The 17,792-nt window shown below is 46.5% G+C and carries 16 protein-coding genes and 2 tRNA genes; 13 read left to right on the top strand and 5 right to left on the bottom strand.

Annotated features, from left to right (window positions below):
* Nucleotides 1-12 precede the first annotated feature (12 nt).
* The 5 genes from PUQ60_RS09470 to proC all read left to right on the top strand — a co-directional run bounded on the left by PUQ60_RS09470 (nt 13) and on the right by proC (nt 5,130).
* A complete protein-coding gene (locus PUQ60_RS09470; protein WP_107001109.1) occupies nt 13-1,293 on the top strand; it encodes a TRAP transporter large permease in 1,281 nt (426 codons plus the stop codon).
* A 30-nt stretch (nt 1,294-1,323) separates the two neighbouring features.
* Nucleotides 1,324-2,382, top strand: a complete 1,059-nt coding sequence (locus PUQ60_RS09465) for a TRAP transporter substrate-binding protein (protein ID WP_182426606.1) — start codon at nt 1,324-1,326, stop codon at nt 2,380-2,382.
* Between the two features lie 35 nt (nt 2,383-2,417).
* Complete coding sequence (locus PUQ60_RS09460; RefSeq protein WP_118522759.1) at nt 2,418-3,389, top strand: hypothetical protein; 972 nt, start codon at nt 2,418-2,420, stop codon at nt 3,387-3,389.
* A gap of 190 nt (nt 3,390-3,579) precedes the next feature.
* Complete coding sequence (locus PUQ60_RS09455) at nt 3,580-4,194, top strand: GntR family transcriptional regulator (RefSeq protein WP_181357223.1); 615 nt, start codon at nt 3,580-3,582, stop codon at nt 4,192-4,194.
* A 105-nt stretch (nt 4,195-4,299) separates the two neighbouring features.
* On the top strand, nt 4,300-5,130 hold the full coding sequence (gene proC, locus PUQ60_RS09450) for a pyrroline-5-carboxylate reductase (RefSeq protein WP_107001105.1): 831 nt from the start codon (nt 4,300-4,302) through the stop codon (nt 5,128-5,130).
* A 96-nt stretch (nt 5,131-5,226) separates the two neighbouring features.
* On the opposite strand, the gene PUQ60_RS09445 is transcribed toward proC, so the two are convergent.
* Entirely contained in the window at nt 5,227-6,135 is a 909-nt protein-coding gene (locus PUQ60_RS09445; protein ID WP_118522756.1) for an AraC family transcriptional regulator, read from the bottom strand.
* A gap of 179 nt (nt 6,136-6,314) precedes the next feature.
* Here PUQ60_RS09445 and PUQ60_RS09440 point away from each other — a divergent pair, with 179 nt between their 5' ends.
* From PUQ60_RS09440 to PUQ60_RS09425, 4 genes are all read left to right on the top strand, one after another.
* Complete coding sequence (locus PUQ60_RS09440) at nt 6,315-8,702, top strand: formate C-acetyltransferase/glycerol dehydratase family glycyl radical enzyme (protein WP_273380341.1); 2,388 nt, start codon at nt 6,315-6,317, stop codon at nt 8,700-8,702.
* A gap of 117 nt (nt 8,703-8,819) precedes the next feature.
* The gene (locus tag PUQ60_RS09435) at nt 8,820-9,806 is read left to right on the top strand and encodes a glycyl-radical enzyme activating protein (protein ID WP_118570324.1); all 987 of its coding nucleotides are present in this window, start codon (nt 8,820-8,822) and stop codon (nt 9,804-9,806) included.
* A gap of 211 nt (nt 9,807-10,017) precedes the next feature.
* On the top strand, nt 10,018-10,305 hold the full coding sequence (locus PUQ60_RS09430) for a DUF2325 domain-containing protein (RefSeq protein WP_022358490.1): 288 nt from the start codon (nt 10,018-10,020) through the stop codon (nt 10,303-10,305).
* A 241-nt stretch (nt 10,306-10,546) separates the two neighbouring features.
* Nucleotides 10,547-10,957 carry a metal-dependent transcriptional regulator gene (locus PUQ60_RS09425; RefSeq protein ID WP_022358491.1) on the top strand — a complete coding sequence of 137 codons (411 nt, stop codon included), beginning with the start codon at nt 10,547-10,549 and terminating at the stop codon, nt 10,955-10,957.
* Between the two features lie 182 nt (nt 10,958-11,139).
* Here the strand turns inward: PUQ60_RS09425 and PUQ60_RS09420 are convergent, their stop codons facing one another.
* The 3 genes from PUQ60_RS09420 to PUQ60_RS09410 all read right to left on the bottom strand — a co-directional run bounded on the left by PUQ60_RS09420 (nt 11,140) and on the right by PUQ60_RS09410 (nt 12,173).
* On the bottom strand, nt 11,140-11,769 hold the full coding sequence (locus PUQ60_RS09420) for a DUF4397 domain-containing protein (protein ID WP_273380344.1): 630 nt from the start codon (nt 11,767-11,769) through the stop codon (nt 11,140-11,142).
* A 240-nt stretch (nt 11,770-12,009) separates the two neighbouring features.
* Nucleotides 12,010-12,081 (bottom strand) — tRNA-Glu (locus PUQ60_RS09415).
* Nucleotides 12,082-12,099: 18 nt separating this feature from the next.
* A tRNA-Pro gene (locus tag PUQ60_RS09410) sits at nt 12,100-12,173 on the bottom strand.
* 318 nt (nt 12,174-12,491) lie between these two features.
* Here PUQ60_RS09410 and PUQ60_RS09405 point away from each other — a divergent pair.
* Entirely contained in the window at nt 12,492-12,635 is a 144-nt protein-coding gene (locus PUQ60_RS09405; RefSeq protein ID WP_022358601.1) for a hypothetical protein, read from the top strand.
* Between the two features lie 82 nt (nt 12,636-12,717).
* Here PUQ60_RS09405 and PUQ60_RS09400 read toward each other — a convergent pair whose 3' ends face one another.
* Entirely contained in the window at nt 12,718-13,401 is a 684-nt protein-coding gene (locus PUQ60_RS09400; protein WP_182426607.1) for a 3D domain-containing protein, read from the bottom strand.
* A 469-nt stretch (nt 13,402-13,870) separates the two neighbouring features.
* Here PUQ60_RS09400 and hrcA point away from each other — a divergent pair, with 469 nt between their 5' ends.
* The 3 genes from hrcA (at nt 13,871) to dnaK (ending at nt 17,570) form a co-directional block, all read left to right on the top strand.
* Nucleotides 13,871-14,914 carry a heat-inducible transcriptional repressor HrcA gene (gene hrcA / locus PUQ60_RS09395; protein WP_022359494.1) on the top strand — a complete coding sequence of 348 codons (1,044 nt, stop codon included), beginning with the start codon at nt 13,871-13,873 and terminating at the stop codon, nt 14,912-14,914.
* Between the two features lie 31 nt (nt 14,915-14,945).
* Nucleotides 14,946-15,557, top strand: coding sequence for a nucleotide exchange factor GrpE (grpE, locus tag PUQ60_RS09390; protein WP_118471934.1), 612 nt, complete (start codon nt 14,946-14,948; stop codon nt 15,555-15,557).
* 144 nt (nt 15,558-15,701) lie between these two features.
* The gene (gene dnaK / locus PUQ60_RS09385) at nt 15,702-17,570 is read left to right on the top strand and encodes a molecular chaperone DnaK (protein WP_022359496.1); all 1,869 of its coding nucleotides are present in this window, start codon (nt 15,702-15,704) and stop codon (nt 17,568-17,570) included.
* Nucleotides 17,571-17,792: the final 222 nt, after the last annotated feature.

Below are 17,792 nucleotides of genomic sequence, written 5' to 3'. Positions count from 1 at the left end.
GGAGGCTGCGATATGTTAGGATTTTTATTTATCTGTATTTTGTGTCTGTTTCTAATCGGAGCCCCTATTTTTGTTGCACTCGGAATGGGAACGACACTTTCGATTATGCTTGAGGGAAATTTCCCATTGGTTCTGGTACCGCAGAGAATGTTTGCGGGTCTTGACAGCTGGCCGATCATGGCGATTCCGATGTTCATGCTGGCAGGAAATCTGATGGATCAGGGCGGTATGTCCAAACGGATTGTAGATTTTGCAAGTGCGTCGATCGGCTTTGTAAAAGGAAGTCTGGCGATGGTAGCCGTACTGGCATCCATGATTTTCGCGGCAATTTCCGGTTCAGCAACGGCTGGAACAGCAGCAATCGGTTCGATCATGACGCCTGCATTTAAAGAAAAAGGCTATAACATGAGTTTCGTAACGGTTCTGCTCTCAGCAGCAGGAAGTATCGGACCGATTATTCCGCCAAGTATCTTAATGGTTCTGATTGGATATTCCACAGGTGCATCTGTTGGTCAGTTATTCCTCGGAGGTGCTATTCCTGGAGTTATGATTGGTGTGGCACTGATGGTCTATTCCTATATTCACGCTTCCAGGGGCGGAGATGCATATATCCAGACAACCAAGTTTGATCCGAAAGAAGTACGGAGAACGATGTTTTCTGCACTTCCTGGTTTAGGACTTCCGATTATCATTATCGGTGGTATCATCAGCGGTATCTTTTCTGCAACTGAAGCAGCGGCTGTGGCGGTTGTCTATGGCTTCCTGGTAGGTATGTTTATTTACAAAGAAATTACATTGAAAGATTTACCTGGTATTTTTGTTAAGTCCGCGCAGACAGCGGCTGGCATTATGATTATCACAGGCTGCGCTTATATCTTTGCATGGTTTATCACAGCAAAACAGCTGCCGCAGCTCTTAATCCAGGTTATGAATACATTCATCACAAGTAAGACTGCATTCCTTATTTTCTTAAATATTGCGCTGTTCTTAGTTGGAATGTTTATGGAAAGTTTCTCTGCAATTATCGTTTTAATGCCGATCTTATTCCCGGTAGCAACCGCTTATGGAATCGACCCGATTCACTTTGGTGTTATTGTCTGCATCAACCTGGCGATTGGATACGTAACACCGCCTTATGGAGCAACTTTATTCGTTGCCTGTGGATTGACCGGCAAGAGTGTAAGAGAGGTATTCCCGTTTGTAATTCCTACGATTCTTGCAATGTTAGTTGTACTGATTATTGTTACATATCTCCCGCAGACCTATTTATGGCTGCCGCAGTTAATGGGATAAAAAGATGAAATGAAAGGAGGATTTATTGTTATGAAGAAAAATGTGAAACGGTTTGTAAGCATGACGATGGCGATGCTGGTGGCAGCTGGTTCTCTGGCAGGATGTGGAGGAGGCGGCAGCGCTTCCACAGGAGAGTCCGCAAAGGCAGCGGCTAATACAGGCGGTTCATCCGGTGGTGCGGTGACCGTAAAGGTTTCCTTATCACAGGCAGCAACCGAACCTCCGGTAAAAGCAGCGGAGTATTTTAAAGAGATTGTGGAAGAGCGCTCCAATGGCGAAATTAAAGTAGAAGTATATCCGGATAACCAGCTTGGCAACGAGCGAGATGTCATTGAGGGTATGCAGCTTGGCACTGTAGAGATGGCGATGACGTCGGTAGCTCCGTTCTCCAGCTTTGTTCCATCTGTTAATATATTCTGCCTTCCGTTCCTCTGGAGAGATAAGGAACATATGTATTCCGTTCTGGACTCTGACGAGATTGGAATGTCCTATAGCGGTGACTGTGAGGAGAAAGGCTTCCATCTGATGGGCTTCCTGGATTTGGGAACCAGACATATCATGACAACGCAGAAGACGATCAACAGCATCGAAGATTTAAAGAACCTCAAGATCCGTACCATGGAAAATCAGGTACAGCTGGATTCCTTTACCGCATTCGGCGCAAGCCCGCTGCCGATGGCATACGGCGAATTATACACAGCGCTGCAGCAGAACATCATTGACGGTGCAGAAGCGGCCAATACAAACTATTATTCCAAGAAGTTTTATGAGGCAGCGCCGCACTGGGCAATGGTTGGATGGACCAACGACTTAGGTATCTGCGTAGTTGCTAAGAATTTCTATGATTCTCTTTCGGACGAGCACAAACAGATTATCGATGAGTGCACCAAAGAAATGATCGATAAAGAGAGAGAACTTTATACAGCATCTGAGGATGAGTGCTTGGAACTGTTAAAGGGAGAGGGCATCGAAATCACAGAGCCGGATCGCGAACCATTTATCGAGGCAGCACAGAGCGTATATGATCAGTGGGGCGATAAAGTAGGCGGAAGAGATAAAATTGACGCAATCGTTAATTTTGGAAAATAAAATGTGTTCAGTGACAGAGAAAGGCAAAGGTGTATATGGGATTTGATTATCAAAGTTTTTTGAATGACAAGATTTTTGAAGAATTAAACAAGATAAAAGCCTTTTCTCCGGAGGTTGTTGAGCAGGAAGCGGCGGCGCGAAAAAAACCGGGATTTCCGCATGATAAGCTGGTATTTGCGGCAGCGGATCACAATGCCAGAATGATCAATGAGTACAAAGGAAATCCGATTGGTTTAAGTAATAGGCGGGAGTATTTATCCCGCCTGGTGCGGATGCTGCAGAGTGACCAGATTGATGGAATCGAGGCGACACCGGATATTATTGAAGATTTATTTATCCTCAATAAATTGCAGCGGGAACGTGGAGAAAAGGCGTTTCTGGATGGGAAGATGCTGGTTGGCACTGTGAACCGGGGCGGTCTGAAAAATACAGTATGGGAGATGGACGATATGCCGTCCTGTTATACAGTCGATCGCTTAGTGAAACTTCGGATGGACGGTGTAAAGTTTATGATCCGTCTGAATCCGATGGATGAGCGAAGCAAATATACGGTTCGGTACTGTGCAGAAGCTGTCAATGCAGCAGAGTCAGCTGGTCTTCCAATTTTTATCGAGGCGCTGTATGTAGAAACAACGGAAACGGGGTTTACGATGAAGACGGATTCAGAGAGTCTGTGTAAGGTAGTCGGCGTGGTAGGCGCTCTTGGCTGCCGTGCATCCGGCAAATGGATTGAAGTTCCGCTGAATCATGAATATGCAGTTCCGACGGCGGCGACCACCTGTCCGGTGCTGGTAGTTCCAGACGAGGTAAAGAGTGAGCCGATTGAGGTTGTAGAAGAGTACACGAAAGAGATCGGAATCAGCAGCAATATCCGCGGAATCTTGCTGGGACGAAATGTTATGTACAATGAATCGGATCCGCTTCCAATCGCGGAAGCGATCGCGGATATCTGGCATAAGGGCGGCAACGCGGAAGAAAATTACAAGCGATGCGTCGAAAAATTATAAGAAAAAATAGGGTATATCAGGTTACTGGGCATGTATGTGTGAACAGTAACTATATCAGAAACGGGGTATATACAAAAGTCTAATTGAATTTGATCCTTATTTGCGCTATTATAAAAATAAGCGTTCCTGTAGACTAAAAGAAGTTGGATGCAAATCACAGATTTGTTCTACAAGAAAGATGGGGGAAACAATGCGAGTTAGTGATGTGGCATACGAGAAGATTAAGATGATGATTATTACAGCCAGACTTCGCCCCGGACAGACATTAGTAGAGGCTGAATTGATGGAAGAGCTGGGGATGGGACGAACTCCCATCCGTGAGGCACTGAATCGACTGGCATGGGAAAACTTTGTGAAAATTGTCCCGAGACAATGTATTATGGTAAATGAGATTTCCTTATATGAAGTGGAATCGATTTATCAGATGAGATTTGCTCTGTCTCCACTTGAATCAGAGCTTGCTGCTATGAATCGGACGGAAGAAGATTTAAAGCGGCTGAAAGACAGCCTGGAAGTCCTGAGAGAGGAGACAGATGCGGAAGAAAGAGTTCTTTTGGATCGAGCATTTCATAGAATTATTTCTTCTATGACTAGGAATCCGTTTCTTGAGCGGGAGATGAATAATTATCAGGATTTGAGTATTCGTCTTCTGTTTTTAAACCGGATTAATTTATCTTCGATTGATGATATGGATATTGGACATCATGAGGAAATTTATCGTTGTCTTCAGGAGAGAGATGTAGATAAATTGATATCGGTTCAGAAAGCGCATGTTCAGGCATTTAAAGAAAAATTTATCCGCTGAGAGCGGGAACTTCCCTTCGCTGAAAGGCGAAGGGAAATATAAGCCACATAAGATATATTTGAAGTATATTACTAACTCGGACTTTAAGTTGAAAGGAGACCAGCTATGAAAAAAATTGCTTTTATTGGAAGTGGAACTATGGGTACAGCTCTTGCAACGGCAGCCTGCAAGGGAATTGATCCATCGGAAGTTGTGATTACAGATGTGGTTACAGAAAAAGGACAGAAATTAGCGGACGAGCTGGGATGCAACTTTGTTGAGACCAATGGAGAAGCAATCAAGGCAGCTCATTATGTTGTGTTCTGTGTAAAACCGCAGTTTTTAAAGAGTGTTCTGGAAGAGGTGAAACCGGTCTTTGCGGCATGTGCAGAAGAAGGGCAGGAAAAAATTATCGTTTCGATTGTAGCGGGTGTTGAGGTTTCCACCTATATGAAAGAATTAGAGTTAGAAGGAAAGAATGTTCCGGTTATCCGTATTCTCCCGAATACAGCCTGCTTGATTGGAAAAGGTTTTATCCTGATCGAACAGGGCGACAGCTACACGAAGGAACAGGAGGACGAATTCCGGTATATTCTACGTGAAGCCGGTGGATTTGACAGCCTTCCGGCCTCCCAGTTTGTGGCAGGCACGGTATTAACATCTACATCCCCGGCGTTTATCGCAATGTTTGCTAATTCTCTGGCAGACGGCGGCGTTTACAATGGTCTTCTACGTTATCAGGCAAGAAGATATGCACTGGAAGGAATCCTTGGAACCGTGCAGCTGTTTTTACAGAGCGAAAAGCATCTTGAGAATTTAAAAGATGATGTGTGTTCTCCGGCTGGTCCGGCGATGATCGGTGTGAAGACACTGGAAGACCGTGGATTCCGCAGCAGCGTGATCAATGCGGTTGTCGATGCTTATAAACGATTTGATGAAATTGGAAAATTAAAATAATCGTTGCATCATCCTGAAAAAGCCCCCCTTTATATTTTTATACCACCTTAACAGCCGGTCGGTTTCCCTGATGAAGAGAAGCCGACCGGTTTCCCATTAACTGCTTGGGATATCTGGTTTTGATAAGTGCTGTTTCCGGTACTGTGCCGGTGTGCAGCCAATGATCCGTTTGAATGTGGCGATGTAATTGCTGACCTGGTTGTATCCGACCAGTCCGGCAATCTGTGAGATGGGCAGATCGCGGTGAAGGAGGGAAACACTGGTCTGGATGCGGTAATTAGTTAAATATCCATAGGGAGTTGTGTGAAGAATATTTTGAAAAATCCGGCAGCATTCTCCGACGCTGATATTGGCTGATGCAGCCAGGTCTGAGAGCTGTAAATCATCTGCGTAATGTGCATAGATGAACAGGAGAATGGATTGCAGGCGCTGCTGGCGCAGGAGGTTAATAGAGGTAGAATTCCCACTGCTGTGAAAATTGGAAATCAGCAGATTCCACATCGAGGCAATCTTAATGCAGATAGAATATTCATTGCCTTTAACCTGATTAGAAAGAAATAAATCGGTTATTTTTTTGTGCAGTCCGATCAACTCTTTTTGCCATTCGGATTCCGGGTGAATAGAGAAAGCGGAGAATTTCCCGCCGGCGGTATAGGGCAGGACGTAGTCCTGATCCATGCGGCTTCCAGGAAAAAAGGCAAGAAGGCGGTAAGGAAAATTGAGGCTCGCATAAGAGCCGTCTTCCGACATCTGTGTGACGGCATGAATCAGGGAGGTGTTGACGAAAATCAGATCTCCAGCCTGTCCGGGCAGAGAAAGATTATCTACCTGCATTGTCAATGTTCCGCTTAGTACGAGGGTAAACTGCAGCTCATCATGCCAGTGGAAGTCGCGCAGCCAGCGTCCCGGCGGCTGCATGGAATGAATATCAGAATAGTAGACATTGACCGGAAAATCTTGATCTTGATAGTGGTTGATTTCCTGTAACTGGGAAGTAGATTTCAAAGGATCCCTTCTTTCTATAAAAATTCAATATGTTAAGATTTTGGTATTTTTAGTTATTGATATTGTACCATTTCCACATAAGAATTGCTATACTTTTAAACGAAAAGAGATTTATAGCAGGTGCTAAAAAAATAAATCCCACAGAATGGGAATGTGAGTAAAAAATAGGAGGAAATCAGATGGCAGCAATTGAAAGAAAACCATATATGGATCGGATTGACCGATTAAAACAGAGAGTATTAAAGACCAAGCCAGAGATGGATCTGGAAAATGCAATTATCCTGACAAAGGGCTTCCAGGAATCAGAGGGACAGCCGCTATGCATCCGGAAAGCATATGCATTTAAGAAACAGTGCCTGGAGAAAACTGTAAAAATCTGGGGGGATGAGCTGATTGTCGGCAATGCCGGAAGCAAGCAGCGCGGCGGTATTTTAAGTGTCGATACCTGCTGGTCGGTTCTGGATGAGGAACTGGATACCATCAGTACCCGTCCATATGACCCATTCTATCTGCGCCCAGAGGATCGGAAGGCATTTGAGGAGATCATCCGCCCGTACTGGAAGGGACGTTCCACGTATGAGCAGTGGCTGGTACAATGCCCAGATTTTGCGGCAACCTTACGTGACTGCGGCGCTCTTTACATCAACCGTAAATCGGTTCGTGGCTGGGGCGAGACGACTGCGGGTTATTCCAGAGTCATTAAAGAAGGCATGGAGGGAATCAAGGCGCATATCCATAAAGTGCTTGATACACTTGATATTACCCGTCCGGGTGACTATGAGAAGATTGAATACCTGAAAGCGATGGAGCTGGCAGCTGACGGTATCTCCGCATTGGGACACCGCTATGCGGCAGAGGCGAGAAAGCTGGCAGAGGCAGAGCCGGATGAGAAGCGCAGAAAAGAACTGTTACAGATTGCCAAGACCTGCGATCAGGTTCCGGAAAAACCGGCGCGTACCTTCCGCGAGGCGATTCAGTCGATGTATATTTACCAGACCTGTATTTTCATGGAGCAGAATGCAGCAAGCTACAACCCGGGACGTATGGATCAGTATCTTTACCCATTTTATAAGGCAGATATCGAGGCTGGCCGTTTGACAGAGGAAGAGGCGCAGGAACTTTTGGACTGCTTATGGGTTAAATTCTCTGAGCAGTGCCTGTTCCAGGATCAGGTAACCGCACAGTTTTCCGCCGGTTACCCAATGTTCCAGAACGTATGCTGCGGCGGTGTGGATGAGCGCGGCATGGACGCAGTCAATGACGTGTCGTACCTGATTTTGCAGGCAACCGCAGAAGTACAGTTATATCAGCCGTCCCTGTCTGTCCGCTACAATATGGCGAAGAATCCGAGCAGCTTCTTAAAGAAGATTGCAGAGGTTATCAAGCTTGGAACCGGTTTCCCGGCCTTCCACAACGATGAAGTTGGTATCGAGATGCTCCTGAACAAGGGAATCCCGTTAAAAGAAGCATATAACTGGAATCCATGCGGCTGTGTAGAGACGAACCTGGAAGGAAAACAGAGATGCTACACCGCATATGCAGACTTCAACTTAGGTTCTGCGGTTGAATTTGCCCTGTTAAACGGCAAGAGCCGTAAATATGGCATTCAGGCATCTGAGGCGACCGGCGATCCGACTGCCTTTAATACCTACGAAGAGTTTGAAGAGGCAGTCAAAGAGCAGATCCGCTATGAACTTCGCGGAACCGTGGCTTCCAGCCATGTATGCGATGACATTGGCTTCCAGAGGGTCGTTCCGGCACTTTCCCTTTCTTTCTATGAGTGCGTAGAGAATGCGAAAGATTACGCATGGGGCGGTGCGAAATATAACCTTGGAAATGGTATTGATGCGATCGGCGTAGCAGACCTGATCAACAGCCTGATTGCAGTAAAGAAACTTGTATTTGATGAGAAAAAAGTAACGATGCAGCGTCTTCTGGATGCACTGGATGCAAACTTTGTGGGTTATGAGGATGTCAAGAAGATGTGTGATGAAGCTCCGAAGTACGGCAATGATGACGACGAAGTAAACGAGCTGACCGGTGATATGTTCTGTTTTATCGCGGACTATATCGAGTCGTTCCACAGCAAATTCGGCAAGATGACGCCAGGTATTCTTCCGGTATCTGGAAATACTCCGTTTGGTCTGGAGGTCGGTGCACTTCCGTCCGGACGTCTGGCTTGGAAACCGTTAGCAGACGGCGTATCTCCGAACCAGGGAACCGATACCGAGGGCATGGGCGCTGTATTGAAATCCATTTCCCACATTCCGCATGGCCGTTTCAATCAGGGAACCCTGCTGAATGTAAAGATGGATACGGTATTCCGCGACAGCCCGAACTCGACAAAAGAACTGATGAACTACCTGCGGAGTCTCTGCTCCCTGGGCGTATTCCACACACAGTTCAATGTCATCGATACGGAGACCTTAAAAGAAGCACAGAAGCACCCGGAGGATTACAACGGACTGCTGGTACGTGTAGCTGGTTATACAGCATATTTTACAGAGCTTGGAAAAGAAGTACAGGACGATATCATTTCCAGAACTTCACATTCCAATATCTGCTAGGAAAAAGAGTGAAATCTGCCGTGTTTCATAAAAAATGCGGCAAATCAGCTACCGGGGATGTGCATCATGCGCGGTGGCTGGCAGCAGGCAAGGTGTACTTGACAGGAGGAACAGCGTATGGAATTAAAAGCAAATATTCTTCGGATTGAGCGGTTATCCCTCTCCGATGGGAAGGGAATGCGGACGGTTGTATTTTTTAAGGGCTGTCCCCTGCGCTGTGCCTGGTGTTCGACACCGGAGTCGCAGTCGGGGCAGCGGGAAGTCTACTATATGAAAGAGCGCTGCACCGGATGCGGCGCCTGCATCCAGGTCTGTCCGGAACAGGCACTTCGCCGGAGCGAAAAAACGGGAGAGATCGTGAGGGATCACAGCCGCTGTAAACAGTGCTTTCAGTGTGTGGATGCCTGCAATTACCGGGCACAGCAGATCTATGGCAAGGAGATGACCGTAAAAGAAGTAATGCGCGAGATCCAGAAGGATGAGATGTTTTTCTTCTATTCTGGTGGTGGAGTGACACTTTCAGGAGGTGATCTGTTCTGTCAGACAGATTTTGCGGAAGCACTGCTGGAGGCTTGTGATGACGCCTGCATCAATGCGGCGGCAGAGTTAGATATGTTTACTTCGTTTGAAAATGTGAAACGGATCGTGCCGCATCTGCAGATGTTTTATGTGGATGTGAAAACGATGGATCCGGAAAAGCATAAAAAATGGACGGGGCAGGACAATGCCTGTATTCTGGAAAATATCCGCAAAGCCGATGCGATCTGCGCGCCGCATTCGATTCATGTCCGTGTGCCGCTGGTAGAAGGAGTCAATGATGATGTGGAAAATATTCGGAAAACGGCGCAGTTATGCCAGGAACTTAAAAATTGTCAGGAATTGGAATTTCTGCCATATCATAGACTGGGGCTTCATGCATACCGGCAGCTGGGAAGAAACTATCAATTAGAAGAACATGCGTCGATGAGCCGTTGGGATGTGTATCAGAAAATGGGATTTCTGTGCGAAACGGATTGGATGTTTGATATAGCGATATCAGGATTGGAGGTGTATAAAGCTGGAATAGGAAAAACGGGAGTAACAGAGGAGGTGTTAAAAGCGTAAAATACGATAAAAATTAGTATTGGATAAAAATGGATAATGGGAAAATGCGTACCGTGTAAGATAAGGCTGGTTGGTGAAAAATAGTCTTGCACGGTACGTTTATTTCTATGAATTTTCTATGAATTTCAATTTTCCTCTGGACAAACAAGACAAGTTAGTGTATACTAACTTCATCAGCAGTTAGACAGAGCTAACTTTCGGAGGATAAAATATGAGTGTTGTAATTGTAGGTGGTCATGACCGCATGGTCAGCCAGTACGTGAAAATCTGCAAATCATTTAACTGTAAGGCAAAGGTATTTACACAGATGACGGCGGATTTCGGCAAACAGATCGGAGCGCCGGATCTGCTTGTACTCTTTACAAGCACCGTTTCCCATAAAATGATTCGGACGGCGGTTGATGGTGCAAAGGGAAGCCGGACAGAAGTTGTCCGCTGCCACACCAGCAGCAAAACCGCGTTGGAAGAAATTTTGCAGGAACACTGTGCAGCTTGCTGACGGATTTAAATGCGAAGCCACGGCAAATTCCGTTACTGGGCACGTATGCGTGAACAGTAACTCCGTCGGTTTCTGGAAACGATAGATTGATTTCGATATGGTTTGAAATATTCTTCCAAATATGGTATTCTAGTATATAGTATTATGGTAACTGGTCGGCAGTTTGGGAAGACTATTCTGCGGGAGACGGGAAGGCACGAAGCCAGGCCGGTTATGTGTTAGAAGTTTGGAGGGAATCACTTTGAAAATACAGCAGTCAGCAGAGGATTATCTGGAAACGATTCTTATGTTAAGCTATCGCAAGCCGATGATCCGTTCGATCGATGTAGTCAATGAGCTGGGGTATTCAAAACCAAGCGTCAGCGTTGCGATGAAGAATCTTCGTGAAAACGGTTATATTTCGATGGATCATGAGGGATATATCACTCTGGAGCCGTCGGGACGGAAGATCGCGGAGATGATTTATGAGCGTCATACATTACTGACAAAGCTTTTGGTAGCGTTGGATGTGCCAAGAGAGGTGGCAGTGGAAGATGCCTGCCGCATTGAACATGTGATCAGCCCGCAGAGTTTTGAGGCAATCAAAGAATTTGCAGCCGCGCATTTGGCAAAGATCGAGAAAGCAAACCGGACAGATGAGCCGGAAAAATAGATGGCTGTTTAAGATTCGGACAGTTATATTCTCATCATAAATTTATAATTGCAGAGGACACGGAAGAGAGACCGCACGCGTGAACGTGGCGGTCTCTTTTTTCATAGGAAATTACGTCCTATGAAAAAAACGCTCCGCGGGATGTGCCCTCGCGTGAAGAAGCTTTTCTCAAATAAAAGCGATCAGGCGTTGAGCATCTGCACCGAAAAATCATTAAAAGTACCCAGAACCGCCAGCGTGTAGCTGTAACCGCTGCGAAGCCGGATATTCGTGTTGACGATGGCGAAGCCCGGATTGGTCCGGCGGTAGACGGTCAGCTGATAGATGCCGGGGATGATATGCATGTAGCGCGTATAATTCATGTAATCCAGATCGGATACGACCAGACGTCCGTTCAGGTAGATATCGATCGGTTCGCGGATGGAGGCGGCATTGTAGAAACGCAGGTGCGCGATCTCCGATGAGGTGGAAAAGAACGGCGAGAGAATGCCCCAGGTCCAGAGCGCGCCATTTGGAGATGGCTTCCAGTTGGAACCGCCGCAGTTTATGCAGCCGCCGGTGTTTGGGCTGCTATGATTATTGGACGGCAGGCTGGGCATCACATCCCCGTATGGCCCGAAGCCCGGAGATACCTGAAGATCATTGGATGAGCTGTCCGGATATGTTAAGATAACAGGAGGCTGAGAACTAAATCCAGACTGTGCCGTATCACTGGTTCCAGCTGCTGCCGCATCCGTCTCCGGTGCCGCCGCCGGAGTCGTGTCAGCATCCCCCTCAGGCACTGCTGCTGCATCGTAGTTGTATGTTTCCATAAAAAGATACCTCTTTTCATATTGGCTATATTGCAGTATATGAAGAAGAAAAAAGGAGAGTTACTATTTGCAGGCAGGAATTTTCTGGACTGAAAATCCTGTTCGATACTGTAGAAAAGTGTATTTTGCCGATCTGGAATGCGGAGCATCGGCAAAATTCAGTTATAGTTTACATGATTTGGTGAAAGGTCAAGAATGAAGAAAATAAAAAAGAGACTCGAATCTCGAATCTCTTTCCAGTGACCTGTCCGGGAATCGAACCCGGGTTTACGCCGTGAGAGGGCGTCGTCTTGACCGCTTGACCAACAGGCCGTATGTTTTATAATAGAATCGAGGCGACGTGATTCGAACACGCGACCTCTGCGTCCCGAACGCAGCGCTCTACCAAACTGAGCCACGCCTCGATATGATTTTCTTCGCTTTTGAAGCGGTGCTCATCAGCGACTCCTATATACTATCACGCTTTCCAAAAAAATGCAAGCGTTTTTTTGAGAAAAATTGAAAAAGTTTTAAAAAATTGAAAAAACCCTTTAAAATCAATATTTTCACGCTTTTAACTTATATTTCGAAATTATTATGAATAACGTAAGAAAGCGAAAGGATGATTAAAGTCCTGCTAAGGATGCGCCGAAACTCTTTTCATTTTGGATAAAAAGAATAAAATGGGGAACAAAGCATAGTGAGCTTGCATTGAAAAATGAATGAGTCAGGAGGAATTAAGTATGAACATCATCGCAGCCATCTTATTTGGAATATATGGAGTGATCGGAGGCGTGAGTACCGTCGTATGTACCGTGAGCATTCCGGGTATCATTATTTGGAAAATTTACCGGAAAACGAAATATCATAAGGCGCTGACGGATTAAGTAAAATAAGAATTATAAAAAAGGGTCTTGCAGGTGAAAGATTTTCTATCTGCAAGACCCTTTTTGCTTAAAATCAATGTAATTATCGGACAATATAGACATCGGCGCTTCTCTTTCCATACTGCAGTGCCTGACTGTGGGAATTGAAGAAGATGTCCAGCTTGTTTCCGCGGATGCCGCTGCCGCTGTCTTCGACGGTATAGACAACGCCGTTGATGCGGAGTTTGGTTCCGAGCGGGAATACGCGCAAGTCGGCGGAAATGGTATGTCCTGCCTGCGGAATGGTGCCGGATTTAGTGCGGTTCTTTCCACCACGGCAGCATCTGCGGCAGCTGCAGTAAGCAGTTGTCGTAAAACGTCCGGCGTAGATTTCAGCAGGTGCCTCTGCTTCCTGTGCCTCGGCAGCAGCATTTGTGTCAGTATTTTCAGTCATTGCAGCTTCGTCAGCGTTCTCTGCCTCCACCTGTGCAGACTCATTTGAAAATGCAGCGACTTCTGCCTCGGAAGCGTTCGTGTCAGCCGCTTCTTCCGCAGCAGCGTTTGTCTGCTTTCTAATCAGCTCCGGATCGGAAGCCGGACCAGATGGTGTCTGGGCTGCTTCGGTGGAAGTGCCGTTTGTTTCTTCACCGGCTGCCGCATCTATTTGGGAGACAAGCTCGGTTCCGGCATCTGTGGCTGCCAGTGTATTCATGGTGCCTGCCATGAGACAGACCAAGCTCATTGCCGTTGTGGCAAGTCCGCGCCGCATGGTGTTCATCATATTCATCAAATAAAAACCTCTCATTTCAATTTAGATTCATTTGTCTCACCGCAACGATTGTGTATCTCACAAATATTGCAATGCGTTTACAAATGTTATAATTTATTACTATTATATTACAAAAATGTTAAATGTCAAGCCGGAGAGCCGGAAATAGGGCTCTGGGAGCGGTCGGAGGTTCGACAAGTCGAAAATTTGTTCGAACGCAAACAGGAAAGCGGGTAAGGGAGTTTCTACCTATAGAAAATGTGAAAATCAGCGTGCCTAAAAACAGGGTATGCAGAATGGAAAATTTTATTCGAAAAAAGAAGAAAAAAATTTTTTAAAAACCGAAAAAAATCATTGACAAATACTTGCGTAAGTAATATAGTATGAACTGTAGATATTAGCACTCTGATAGATTGAGTGCTAACAGAAAACTTCCAGAGCGGGTTTAAGAGACCGGCGGAAGCGGATGCACGGAAGGAGAGATTGGATGGAACTGGATGAGAGAAAAGAAAAGATTTTGAAAGCGATTATCCAGAACTATCTGGAGACCGGAGAGCCGGTTGGTTCCAGAACGATCTCCAAGTATTCCGATTTGAAACTCAGTTCGGCGACGATTCGAAATGAGATGTCGGATCTGGAAGAACTGGGATATATCATTCAGCCTCACACATCGGCAGGCCGGATTCCTTCAGATAAAGGATATCGTTTCTATGTGGATCAGTTGATTCATGAGAAAGAGACGGAGGTCACGCAGGTGCGTGATATGGTCATCCAGAGAGTGGATCGGGTGGAGCTTCTGTTAAAGCAGATGGCAAAGCTTTTGGCGAGCAATACGAATTATGCGACGCTGATCAGCGGACCGCAGTATCACCAGACGAAGATCAAGTTTATACAGCTTTCCAGAGTGGAAGCCGGGAAACTCCTGATTGTCACTGTTTTAGAAGGCAACATTATCAAGAACTCGATTGTGACACTCGATGCGGAACTTACCGATGAGGACATCCTGAATCTGAATATCCTTTTGAACAGCGGTCTCAACGGATTGACGATGGAGCAGATTAATCTGGATGTCATTACCCGGATGAAAGGGCAGGCAGGCGAGCGCAGCCACATCGTGGATGTGGTACTAAGCGAGGTGGCCGAGGCGATTCGTTCCGGCGAGGAAGATTTACAGATTTACACCGAAGGTACGACGAACATTTTCAAATATCCAGAACTGAGCGATGGCGCGAAAGCCAGCCAGCTCATCGGGACACTGGAGCAGAAAGACCTCTGGAGAGAGATTCTTACCGAGGACGATGCGGACAGCGATAAGAAAAATGAGATTCAGGTCTACATCGGAAGTGAGACACAGGTGCAGTCGATGAAGGACTGCAGTATCGTTACTGCCAATTATGAATTGGGGGACGGACTTCGGGGAACGATAGGAATCGTTGGACCGAAACGAATGGATTATGACAAAGTTGTATCGACCCTGCGCTCATTAAAGAGCCAGCTCGATCAGACATTCAATCATAAAGATACCGAGTAGCACGGATGTGCAAAATAAAGAGGTGAGAGACATGGCAAAGACAGAGATAGATTCCAAAGCAGCCGAGGCGGCAAATGAGGAGCAGGTAAAAGAAACAGAAACCCAGGCAGAAGCTGAGGCAGTGAAGGAAAAGGAAGCTTCTTCGGAAGACGCACAAGCGCCGGAGGGAGAAAAAGAGAAAAAAGGATTTTTCTCCAAGAAGAAGGATAAGAAAGATGAGCAGATCGAGGAGCTGACGGATCGCCTGAAGCGCACGATGGCTGAATTTGACAATTTCCGGAAACGAACGGAGAAAGAAAAATCAGCGATGTATGAGATTGGCGCAAAGGACATCATCGAGAAGATTCTCCCGGTGGTGGACAATTTCGAGCGTGGTCTGGCGACCATCCCGGAGGGCGAAGAAAAAAGTGCTTTCGCCGAGGGCATGGATAAGGTTTACAAGCAGCTCGTAAAAACACTGGGTGATGCAGGTGTAAAGCCAATCGAAGCGGTTGGTCAGCCATTTGATCCGAACTTCCACAATGCAGTGATGCATATTGAGGATGAAAACCTGGGTGAGAATGTGGTAGCCGAGGAGTTCCAGAAAGGCTATGTATACCGCGACAGCGTGGTTCGCCACAGCATGGTAAAAGTGGCAAATTAAAATAGGTAACACGTAAACAGCTGGCACCCAGAATTCGGTGCTGGTGATTGATTTGATATAATATAGACAGACAGACGGCAGAATTTAGCTCCCATGAGGAGAAAGAGAACTGCCAGAAAAAGATAATTTCAGGAGGAAATAACTATGAGCAAGATTATCGGTATTGACTTAGGTACAACAAACAGTTGTGTAGCCGTTATGGAAGGTGGTAAACCGGTTGTTATCGCAAATACAGAAGGTATCCGTACCACACCGTCCGTTGTGGCATTTACAAAGACAGGCGAGAGACTGGTCGGCGAGCCGGCAAAGCGTCAGGCAGTTACCAACGCTGAGAAGACCATTTCTTCTATCAAGAGACACATGGGCAGCGACTACAAAGTAACCATTGATGACAAGAAATATACGCCGCAGGAAATTTCAGCGATGATTCTTCAGAAGCTGAAAGCAGATGCAGAGAGCTACTTGGGCGAGAAGGTAAACGAGGCAGTTATTACTGTTCCGGCTTACTTCAACGACGCACAGCGTCAGGCAACCAAGGATGCAGGTAAGATCGCTGGTCTGGATGTAAAGAGAATTATCAACGAGCCGACGGCAGCAGCGCTTGCGTATGGCCTTGATAATGAGAAAGAGCAGAAGATCATGGTATATGACTTAGGCGGCGGTACATTCGATGTTTCCATCATCGAGATCGGTGACGGCGTTATCGAGGTTCTGGCAACCAACGGCGATACACATCTGGGCGGCGATGATTTCGATAACCGTATTACCCAGTGGATGATCGACGAGTTCAAGAAAGCAGAGGGTGTAGACCTTTCCGCTGATAAGATGGCGCTTCAGAGACTGAAAGAAGCAGCTGAGAAAGCGAAAAAAGAGCTTTCTTCCGCAACTACAACCAATATCAACCTTCCGTTCATCACTGCAACCAGCGAGGGACCGAAGCATCTGGATATGAACCTGACCAGAGCTAAATTTGATGAGCTGACCAGAGACTTAATCGAGAGAACCGCAATTCCGGTACAGAACGCACTGAAAGATGCTGGTATCACTGCTTCTGAGTTAAGCAAAGTACTTCTGGTAGGTGGTTCCACACGTATGCTGGCAGCACAGGAAGAAGTAAAACGTCTGACTGGTAAAGAGCCGAGCAAATCCTTAAACCCGGATGAGTGCGTAGCAATCGGTGCAGCTATCCAGGGTGGTAAGCTGGCTGGCGATGCCGGTGCCGGTGATATCCTTCTTCTGGATGTAACTCCGCTGTCCCTGTCCATCGAGACTATGGGTGGTGTAGCAACCAGACTGATTGAGAGAAATACCACAATCCCGACCAAGAAGAGCCAGATCTTCTCTACCGCAGCTGATAACCAGACCGCTGTTGATATCCACGTTGTACAGGGCGAGAGACAGTTCGCAAAGGACAACAAGACACTGGGAACCTTCCGTCTGGATGGCATCCTTCCGGCAAGAAGAGGTGTTCCGCAGATTGAGGTTACCTTCGATATTGATGCAAACGGTATCGTAAATGTATCTGCAAAAGACCTTGGTACAGGTAAAGAGCAGCACATCACGATTACCTCTGGTTCCAATATGTCCGATTCCGATATCGATAAGGCAGTCAAAGAGGCAGCTGAGTACGAGGCACAGGATAAGAAGAGAAAAGAGGGCATCGATGCAAGAAATGAAGCTGACTCCATGGTATTCCAGACCGAGAAAGCTCTGCAGGATGTAGGCGATAAGATCGATGCAAACGATAAAGCAGCCGTAGAAGCTGACTTAAATGCACTGAAAGAAGCTATCAACAAAGCTCCGATCGACCAGATGACCGATGCACAGATTGATGAAATCAAGGCTGGCAAGGAAAAACTGATGAACAGCGCACAGGCACTCTTCAGCAAGGTTTATGAGCAGGCACAGGCAGCTGGCGCAGCAGGAGCACAGGGCGGTGCTCAGGGTGCAGCTGATGCAGGAAGTGCACCGCATGACGATAATGTAGTTGACGGAGACTTTAAAGAGGTATAATATAATAAGCAGCCATTTTTCAAAGAAAAATGAGCGGATTACGAATGTTTTTGAGGATTGCGGGAGCACGCAGTGCGGAGCAATCCGGGGCATCGGGATATCAATAGAAAAACGCAGTGAGGGGCTGTCGCAGGAATCTGCGGCAGACCCCCATTTGTAGGTTGTGGGGTAACTGTTCAGTAGGTCTGCGCATTTACTGCGCTGACCGTACGAAAACATGGG

The sequence above is a fragment of the Clostridium sp. AF02-29 genome, from assembly GCF_934835585.1.
Lineage (GTDB): Bacteria > Bacillota > Clostridia > Lachnospirales > Lachnospiraceae > Otoolea > Otoolea fessa.
Note: the sequence above shows the minus strand (reverse complement) of the source record. Positions and strands in the feature narration are given on the sequence as shown.

Coding starts and splice junctions, on each gene's coding strand:
- PUQ60_RS09470 (WP_107001109.1), top strand. CDS start 13: ATGTTAGGATTTTTATTTATCTGTATTTTGTGTCTGTTTCTAATCGGA.
- PUQ60_RS09465 (WP_182426606.1), top strand. CDS start 1,324: ATGAAGAAAAATGTGAAACGGTTTGTAAGCATGACGATGGCGATGCTG.
- PUQ60_RS09460 (WP_118522759.1), top strand. CDS start 2,418: ATGGGATTTGATTATCAAAGTTTTTTGAATGACAAGATTTTTGAAGAA.
- PUQ60_RS09455 (WP_181357223.1), top strand. CDS start 3,580: ATGCGAGTTAGTGATGTGGCATACGAGAAGATTAAGATGATGATTATT.
- proC (WP_107001105.1), top strand. CDS start 4,300: ATGAAAAAAATTGCTTTTATTGGAAGTGGAACTATGGGTACAGCTCTT.
- PUQ60_RS09440 (WP_273380341.1), top strand. CDS start 6,315: ATGGCAGCAATTGAAAGAAAACCATATATGGATCGGATTGACCGATTA.
- PUQ60_RS09435 (WP_118570324.1), top strand. CDS start 8,820: ATGGAATTAAAAGCAAATATTCTTCGGATTGAGCGGTTATCCCTCTCC.
- PUQ60_RS09430 (WP_022358490.1), top strand. CDS start 10,018: ATGAGTGTTGTAATTGTAGGTGGTCATGACCGCATGGTCAGCCAGTAC.
- PUQ60_RS09420 (WP_273380344.1), bottom strand. CDS start 11,769: ATGGAAACATACAACTACGATGCAGCAGCAGTGCCTGAGGGGGATGCT.
- PUQ60_RS09405 (WP_022358601.1), top strand. CDS start 12,492: ATGAACATCATCGCAGCCATCTTATTTGGAATATATGGAGTGATCGGA.
- PUQ60_RS09400 (WP_182426607.1), bottom strand. CDS start 13,401: ATGAATATGATGAACACCATGCGGCGCGGACTTGCCACAACGGCAATG.
- hrcA (WP_022359494.1), top strand. CDS start 13,871: ATGGAACTGGATGAGAGAAAAGAAAAGATTTTGAAAGCGATTATCCAG.
- grpE (WP_118471934.1), top strand. CDS start 14,946: ATGGCAAAGACAGAGATAGATTCCAAAGCAGCCGAGGCGGCAAATGAG.
- dnaK (WP_022359496.1), top strand. CDS start 15,702: ATGAGCAAGATTATCGGTATTGACTTAGGTACAACAAACAGTTGTGTA.